Source organism: Holdemanella porci, from assembly GCF_009696075.1.
In the GTDB taxonomy this organism is placed as follows: domain Bacteria; phylum Bacillota_I; class Bacilli_A; order Erysipelotrichales; family Erysipelotrichaceae; genus Holdemanella; species Holdemanella porci.
Map to the genome: position 1 here is coordinate 44,876 of NZ_VUMR01000007.1, position 7,302 is coordinate 52,177.

General features: G+C 35.5%; 9 protein-coding genes. All 9 read left to right on the top strand.

The genetic code is table 11. From position 1 onward, the window contains the following. The first annotated feature begins 1 nt into the window (after position 1). From FYJ55_RS02565 to FYJ55_RS02600, 9 genes are read left to right on the top strand one after another with little or no spacing between them, the layout of a single operon-like run. Entirely contained in the window at positions 2–1,015 is a 1,014-nt protein-coding gene (locus FYJ55_RS02565) for a molybdopterin-binding protein (protein ID WP_154555505.1), read from the top strand. Beyond that, complete coding sequence (locus tag FYJ55_RS02570) at positions 1,012–1,344, top strand: winged helix-turn-helix domain-containing protein (protein ID WP_154555506.1); 333 nt, start codon at positions 1,012–1,014, stop codon at positions 1,342–1,344. The genes FYJ55_RS02565 and FYJ55_RS02570 overlap by 4 nt, the downstream gene beginning before the upstream one ends. After that, complete coding sequence (locus FYJ55_RS02575) at positions 1,337–1,558, top strand: DUF3343 domain-containing protein (protein WP_154555507.1); 222 nt, start codon at positions 1,337–1,339, stop codon at positions 1,556–1,558. The genes FYJ55_RS02570 and FYJ55_RS02575 overlap by 8 nt, the downstream gene beginning before the upstream one ends. Continuing rightward, entirely contained in the window at positions 1,558–2,586 is a 1,029-nt protein-coding gene (gene selD, locus FYJ55_RS02580) for a selenide, water dikinase SelD (protein WP_154555508.1), read from the top strand. Before FYJ55_RS02575 ends, selD begins: the two co-directional genes overlap by 1 nt. Beyond that, positions 2,583–3,176 carry a sulfurtransferase-like selenium metabolism protein YedF gene (gene yedF, locus FYJ55_RS02585; protein WP_154555509.1) on the top strand — a complete coding sequence of 198 codons (594 nt, stop codon included), beginning with the start codon at positions 2,583–2,585 and terminating at the stop codon, positions 3,174–3,176. Before selD ends, yedF begins: the two co-directional genes overlap by 4 nt. A gap of 5 nt (positions 3,177–3,181) precedes the next feature. After that, complete coding sequence (yqeB, locus tag FYJ55_RS10765) at positions 3,182–3,973, top strand: selenium-dependent molybdenum cofactor biosynthesis protein YqeB (RefSeq protein WP_195836642.1); 792 nt, start codon at positions 3,182–3,184, stop codon at positions 3,971–3,973. Further along, positions 3,960–5,051 (top strand): aminotransferase class V-fold PLP-dependent enzyme, encoded by a 1,092-nt coding sequence (locus tag FYJ55_RS10770; RefSeq protein WP_195836643.1) that lies wholly within the window; start codon positions 3,960–3,962, stop codon positions 5,049–5,051. The genes yqeB and FYJ55_RS10770 overlap by 14 nt, the downstream gene beginning before the upstream one ends. Next, a complete protein-coding gene (yqeC, locus tag FYJ55_RS02595) occupies positions 5,041–6,408 on the top strand; it encodes a selenium cofactor biosynthesis protein YqeC (RefSeq protein WP_154555510.1) in 1,368 nt (455 codons plus the stop codon). The genes FYJ55_RS10770 and yqeC overlap by 11 nt, the downstream gene beginning before the upstream one ends. A 2-nt stretch (positions 6,409–6,410) precedes the next feature. Then, positions 6,411–7,160, top strand: a complete 750-nt coding sequence (locus FYJ55_RS02600) for a M15 family metallopeptidase (protein ID WP_154555511.1) — start codon at positions 6,411–6,413, stop codon at positions 7,158–7,160. Positions 7,161–7,302 lie beyond the last annotated feature (142 nt).

The following is a 7,302-nucleotide window of genomic DNA, read 5'->3' on the forward strand; positions in this document are numbered from 1 at the left end:
GATGAAATTAATCAAGACACAGGATGCCGTAGGGCATGTACTTTGTCATGATATAACGCAAATCATTAAGGGTGTCACGAAAGATGCCCTTTTTCGTAAGGGTCATATTGTGACAGAAGAAGATATTCCTTTATTGTTGTCAGTTGGAAAAGAACATTTATATGTTTGGGAAAATGACGAGAGCATGATGCATGAAAATGATGCAGCTATGGTTTTACTAGATATGTGTAAAAATGAATACATGTCTTATGGTGAAATCAAAGAAGGAAAAATCGAATTAAAAAGTGAGATTCACGGGTTGTTGAAAGTAGATCGTAAGGCTTTGTTTACAGTAAATTCATTTGGACAGATGATGATCGCAACAAGACATGGAAACACAGTAGTAAATCCGGGTGATAAACTTGCGGGTATGCGTATTATTCCCTTGGTGATTGAAAAGGAGAAGATGGATAAAGTTAGATCATTTATCACATCTCCTATTCTTGAAATTAAGCCGTTTGTATTAAAGAAAGCGGCTGTAATCACAACAGGAAGTGAAGTGTATAAAGGAAGAATTCAAGATACATTTACACCAGTTATTCAAGCTAAATTGGCTGAGTTCGGTTGTGAAATGGTGTATCATGCGATTTGTGATGATGACGATAAAATGGTGACAGAAAAAATCAATGAAGCATTGACACAAGGGGTAGATATTGTACTTTGTACAGGTGGAATGAGTGTGGATCCAGATGATCGAACGCCACTCGCAATCAAGAACACAGGCGCCAATATAATTAGCTATGGTTCTCCAATTCTTCCTGGTGCTATGTTTTTGCTTTCTTATAAAGGAGAAGTCCCAATTGTTGGTCTTCCCGGATGTGTTATGTATGCCAAAAGAACGGTATTTGATTTAGTACTTTGTCGTTTACTTGCCAAGGATGTAGTGACATACGAAGAATTGTGTGATTTAGGTGAAGGTGGATTGTGCTTAGGATGTGATATTTGCACATATCCAAATTGTGGATTTGGAAAATGAGATATAAACTAAAAATTCAAATTGGTAATAATGAACCAAATTTTGGCAAGGGTGTTGTAGAACTATTGGAATTATGCGATAAGTATGGTTCTCTATCAAAGGCTTATAAAGAAATGGGAATGTCAAATTCAAAGGCTTGGAAAATCATCAAAAGAGCTCAAGAAGATTTGGGTTATGAACTGGTTCATACGACGAGTGGTGGTAGTCTTGGTGGAGGCTCGCAATTGACTTTAGAAGGAAAAGAATTGGTACGTAAATATAAATTGTTCCAAGAAAAAATAGAAATGTATTCCGAACAAGTGTTTAAGGAAGTATTTGAAAATGAATAAAGAGGAAGTATTGATTATTACTTTTAAAAGTATTCAAGATGTTCTAGATTTGGAGTCTAAGACAAAAAACGGGCGTATGATACCTGTTCCAAGTTGTGTTAAGGCAGGATGTGGCATGTGTTTTATGTCGAAGGATCTAGATGAGAAAAAGTGGAAACTCTTTTTAGAAGAACAAGATGTTTTGTATGAGGATATAGTAAGGATGAAATTTTGATGAATGAAAAAATATATTGTAAGAGTGGTGGATGTAGTGCTAAATTGGGCGCAAAGAAATTGAGTCATATTCTAGAAATAATTGATTCTTATAAAGACAGTCATGTTTTGGTTGGATTTGATTCAAGGGATGATGCGGCAGTTTATCAAATCGATGAGAATCATGCGTTTATATCTACTTTGGATTTCTTTCCACCTATGGTAGAAGATCCATATTTGTATGGTCAGATTGCAGCAACAAATGCACTCAGTGATATTTATGCGATGAATGGTACGCCAAAAACAGCTTTAAATATTGTGTGTTTTCCAGACAATGAGGATTTGAATATTTTAGGTAAAATCATTGAAGGAGGAAATTCTAAGCTAGTTGAAGCTGAGTGTGCACTAGCTGGAGGGCATTCCATTCGTGATGATTCAATTAAATATGGCTTGAGTGTAACTGGTTTGGTAAATCCAAAAGACGTAAAGAAAAATAATGGCACCCAATGTGGGGATGTCTTGATTTTGACGAAGCCTTTAGGTGTCGGTTTGACTTTAAATGCGTTGCGTATGGATGATTGTTCTAAAGAAATGCAGGAAAGAGTCTTTAAAAGTATGACTACATTAAACAAGTATGCTTGTGATGTTTTAAAAAAATATGATGTGCATGCTCTAACCGATGTAACGGGTTTTGGCTTGTTGGTGCATTTAAATGAGATGCTAGACGAAAAAAATAGTGCAGTGATTTATAAGGATTCGATTCCATATTTTGATGACTGTCAAAAGTATGTCGAAGAATTTTATTTAAGTGGGGCTGCCCAGACCAATCGCAATAGTGTAGAGGGTAAGATTCGTTTTGATTGTGATTTCTTTACAGAAGAAATCTTGTTTGACCCACAAACGAGTGGTGGCTTATTAGCTAGTGTATCTAAAGCGGATTTAGAAATGCTAGAGAAAGATTTCAAGGAAAATAATCTTGAATTGTATGTTGTGGGTGAAGTCATTGAGAAAAATGAATATAATGTATATGTAAGAGGTAGGAAGATATGAAAACTTTAGATTGTAGAGGATTAGAGTGTCCACTTCCTGTTGTAAAGACAAAGGAAGCTTTAAAAGAAGAAAATGTAGTTTCAACAATTGTGGATAATGAGATTGCGGTTGAAAACTTAACGAAGTTTGCGAAAGTAAAAAATTATACGGTAAATTCTAAAAAAGAGGGTAAGGATTATATTGTTGAAATTTCAAAGGGTGATGAAGAAGCAGATTTTGAAGTGGAATACACATATGCGGACTGCAGCTTGGCTAAGCCTAAAACGGTTGTTGTGTGCGCAAGTAATGTGATGGGTTCAGATCCGGATTTAGGTGCGATTTTAATGAAATCATTTATTTTCTCTTTGACAAAACAAGATGTTTTGCCAGATGAAATGATTTTCTATAATGAGGGTGTAAAAATCACAACGACAAAGAGTGAAACTTTAGAAGATTTAAAATATTTAGCGGATAATGGAGTAGAAATTGTAAGTTGTGGAACTTGCTTGGATTTCTTCCATTTAAAAGAAGAACTTCAGGTGGGTTCAGTCACAAATATGTATGATATTGTAGAAAGAATGGAGAAGGCTGATAAAATTATCAAGCCATAAGGATTATGAATAAATGTGTTATTGTGCGTGGTGGAGGAGACATAGCGACAGGGACAATATATAAACTTGTAAAAAGTGGATTTCAAGTATTGGTGATAGAAGCTGAAAAACCAAGCGCAATACGAAGAAATGTTGCCTTTTGTCAGGCTGTGTATGAAGGAAAATTTACGGTTGAAGATATGACGTGTGTTTTAGTTTCAACGATAGAAGAAGCTAAAGCAGTGATGGCTAAAAATCAAGTCGCGATGATGGTAGATCCAAATGGTGAAATGATTTCTAAAATAGAACATATTGCCTTGGTGGATGCGATTCTTGCCAAGAAGAATTTAGGTACGACAATAGATATGGCACCTATCACAATTGGTTTAGGTCCTGGTTTTTGTGCAGGCAAAGATGTGCATGTGGTTGTGGAAACAATGCGTGGACATAATCTAGGAAGACTGATCTACCAGGGACATGCTTTGCCAAATACGGGTGTTCCTGGAAATATTAAGGGATATTCTAAAGAAAGAGTGATTCATTCTCCTTGTGCAGGTGTTTGTCACAATGTCAAAAAGATTACAGATATCGTTGAAAAAGGAGAAATTATTGCGTATATCGATAAAACACCAGTGTATGCGAGCATGTCAGGCTTACTTAGAGGATTGATTCAGGATGGGTACAATGTAACATCTGGATTTAAAATGGCAGATATTGATCCTAGAGTGGATGAATATCAGAATTGTTTTACAATTTCTGACAAGGCACGTTGTATTGGTGGAGGTGTTTTGGAGGCGATACTGCATGGTTTATCTTGATCAGGCTGCGACTAGCTTTCCAAAACTAGATGTAGTCAAACAAGCGGTCATAGATGCATTAGATGTGGCAGGCAATGCGAATCGTAGTTCAAATATGGATTCTTCACGTTTGATTTTTGCAGCAAGAAGAAATATTGCACAGTTTTTTGGACTCTCTGATTTTCACCGTGTTATTTTAAATGGTGGAAATACCGAGAGTTTAAATACTTGCATTAAAGGAATCTTAAAAGAAAATGATCATGTGATCACTACGTATGCGGAGCACAATAGTGTGCTTCGTCCTTTATATGAGTTAGAAGAAAAGGGAATAATCACATTAACGATATGTGCTCCTTATTTAGAGGATATTAAGTGCCATATTCAAAAAAATACTCGAATGGTTATCGTGACACACAGTTCAAATGTGACAGGTGAAATTTTTGATGTGGATTCCATTGGAAAGTATTGTAAAGAATGTGGCATTCTTTTTATGGTGGATGCGGCTCAAAGTGCAGGTCATATACCAGTATCTATGGAAAATATAGATGTTTTATGTTTTAGTGGCCATAAAGCTCTATTAGGGATTGGTGGTATTGGTGGTTTTTGCGTAAAGGACATTGAAGTAAAACCATTGATTTCTGGTGGAACGGGCATCGATTCTTTTAATCCACAAATGCCAGAGGCGTATCCAGAACATTTAGAGGCGGGAACACAGAATCTTGCAGGAATTGCAGCTTTAAATGCAGGGGTTCAATATGTTTTATCACATCAAAAAGCGATTGTGGAAAAGGAACACTTTTTACTTCAAAAATTATATGAAGGTTTAACGGGGGATGTAGAGTTTTATTCATCTTTAGAAAATTCTACGCCTATTGTGGCTTTGAATATCCCAGGTAAAGATAGTGCTTATGTGAGCGACTTATTGAATTATAAGTATGGTATTGTGACGCGTTGTGGAGCGCATTGTGCTCCATTAATGCATAAACATTTAAAAACAGAAGAACAGGGAATTGTACGTTTATCTGTATCTTTTCAAAATACAATAGAAGATGTGGATTTTGTGGTACGTGCAATTCAGGAGATTTCAAATGATCATTAGTGTAATTGGTTCAGGTGGAAAAACAACGTATATCCGTGAGTTAAAAGATAAATATGTTTCTATGAATAAAACCGTTTTAATGTGTACAACGACGCATATGTTGATTGAAGAAGATACATTGGTAGATCCTGGTTATGATGAAATAATGCAAAGAATTGAAACATATGGATATTGTCATGCGGGAAATCGGTGTGGTGACATGAAAATTGAGGCGTTAGATGAAGAGTTATTTAATCAATTAAAACAAGTGGTGGATGTGATACTGATTGAGGCAGATGGTTCTAAGCATTTACCTTTAAAATATCCAAATGTGAATGAACCTGTTCTTGATTCAGATACGGATGAAGTTGTGTTGATTTCAAATCTAAATGGATTAAATCAACCAGTAAAAGATGTGGTACATCGTTATGAACTGGCAAATTTAGATCCGAATGAACTTGTAACACCTAGAATTATGCAAGATTTAATACGTGCTTATTTAAAGAAACTAAATAAACCTGTAAAGATTCATGTGAACGGGGCTATGGATTTGTATACGCGTTGTGTAAGAGTTTTATTAGAAGAAAATGTCGATGTGAATATCATCCAAAAGGAATGGTTTAATATGCAGCCTAAGCTTGTGATTTTAGGCTGTGGACATGTCAGTCAATATTTAGCTAAAATGGCTAGTATATTAGAGTTGTATACGATTGTGATTGACAATCGTAAAGAATTTGCGAATCGGGAATGTTTTCCAACCGCAAATGAAATTCATTGTATCGATTATGATCAAATGGATTCTGTATTGCCAGATGAAGAGAATGCTTGTTATGTGATAGTGACAAGAGGACATAAAGATGATCGTCTTTGTCTAGAAAAGATGATTCGTAAACCTCATTTATATTTGGGTATGATTGGAAGCAAGGGAAAAGTAAAAAAGACCTTTGATGCTTTGATTGAAGAAGGATATTCTAAGGAAGAAGTATCCAATGTACATGCTCCCATTGGTTTAGATATTAAGGCGCAGACGCCTGCTGAGATATCGATTAGTATTTTAGCTGAACTTATTGAAATTAAAAACGCAAAGTTTAGTTCAAGTGTTTCTAAAGAATTGTTAGAATCCAATGTTCATGGAACTTTATGTATTATTATTGATAAAAAAGGATCTGCACCAAGAGGGGTTGGCAGTATGATGTTAGTGCATACAGATGGAGTCATTGATACCATTGGTGGAGGAAGAGTCGAGTATCAGGCTATTCTAGATGCCAAAGAATGTAAAGAAATTATGATCAAGGAATATGATTTATCCAATGCAGAAAGTGCTACATTAGGCATGATTTGTGGTGGATATAATAAAGTCTTGTTTGTACCGGTGTAGCGATGAAAACTATCATTTATATTTTAGTATCATTGATTTTAAATGGATTCATACTAAGTTATATATTAGATATAAGATTGATCGATCATGATTTAATTCCTATTAAGGAACAGCCTATAATGCAAGAGGAAACATCAAAATTACCTGAAGTAGAGAAGATAGATCAAAATGGTGCCCCATATGAGAATACAGTAAAAGTTTCGGATTTAGATTCAATTTGTATGCTTGTGAATAAGTATTCAGGATTACCAGAAGATTATGAACCAAGTGATTTAGTTCAGGTACCTTCGAGTGGTGAAAATGAGAATGTGCGCATGCGAAAAGAGGCGGCTGAAGCCTTTGAAAAGTTGATTGAGGCAGCATCAAATGAGGGATTTATTTTGAATGCTTGTTCAGCTTATCGTTCTTATGCTTATCAAATGGGTTTGTTTAACAAAGGAGCTGCAAGCTGTGGCGAAGAATATGCGGATCGCTATTGGACAAGACCAGGATATAGTGAGCACCAATCTGGATTAGCTGTTGATATTCGTATGGACAATGATTGTAGTGATTTAGATGCCGTTCGGTATAATTCACATTATAATTGGTTGTTAGAAAATATGCATACATATGGCTTTATTTTGCGTTATCCTGATGATAAGGAAGACAAAACAAAAATTGCTCCAGAAAGCTGGCACTTGCGTTATGTGGGTGTGGATTTGGCAACGTATTTGTATGAGAATAACTTAACTTTAGATGAATATTATTGTTAAAGGCGCTGATTTTATGGTAATCCGCAATTAGATAGGGTCGACTAAAAGTTGGCTTCAAAAATTGTAGGGCCGAAAACCCTATGTGTGTTTAAAGGATTATTAACTAGGGAGCAGAGATTTCAATATCTCTGCTCTTTTATAA

Excerpts from the sequence above, each read along its gene's own strand:
- FYJ55_RS02565 (WP_154555505.1), top strand. The coding sequence starts at position 2 with ATGAAATTAATCAAGACACAGGATGCCGTAGGGCATGTACTTTGTCAT.
- FYJ55_RS02570 (WP_154555506.1), top strand. The coding sequence starts at position 1,012 with ATGAGATATAAACTAAAAATTCAAATTGGTAATAATGAACCAAATTTT.
- FYJ55_RS02575 (WP_154555507.1), top strand. The coding sequence starts at position 1,337 with ATGAATAAAGAGGAAGTATTGATTATTACTTTTAAAAGTATTCAAGAT.
- selD (WP_154555508.1), top strand. The coding sequence starts at position 1,558 with ATGAATGAAAAAATATATTGTAAGAGTGGTGGATGTAGTGCTAAATTG.
- yedF (WP_154555509.1), top strand. The coding sequence starts at position 2,583 with ATGAAAACTTTAGATTGTAGAGGATTAGAGTGTCCACTTCCTGTTGTA.
- yqeB (WP_195836642.1), top strand. The coding sequence starts at position 3,182 with ATGAATAAATGTGTTATTGTGCGTGGTGGAGGAGACATAGCGACAGGG.
- FYJ55_RS10770 (WP_195836643.1), top strand. The coding sequence starts at position 3,960 with ATGGTTTATCTTGATCAGGCTGCGACTAGCTTTCCAAAACTAGATGTA.
- yqeC (WP_154555510.1), top strand. The coding sequence starts at position 5,041 with ATGATCATTAGTGTAATTGGTTCAGGTGGAAAAACAACGTATATCCGT.
- FYJ55_RS02600 (WP_154555511.1), top strand. The coding sequence starts at position 6,411 with ATGAAAACTATCATTTATATTTTAGTATCATTGATTTTAAATGGATTC.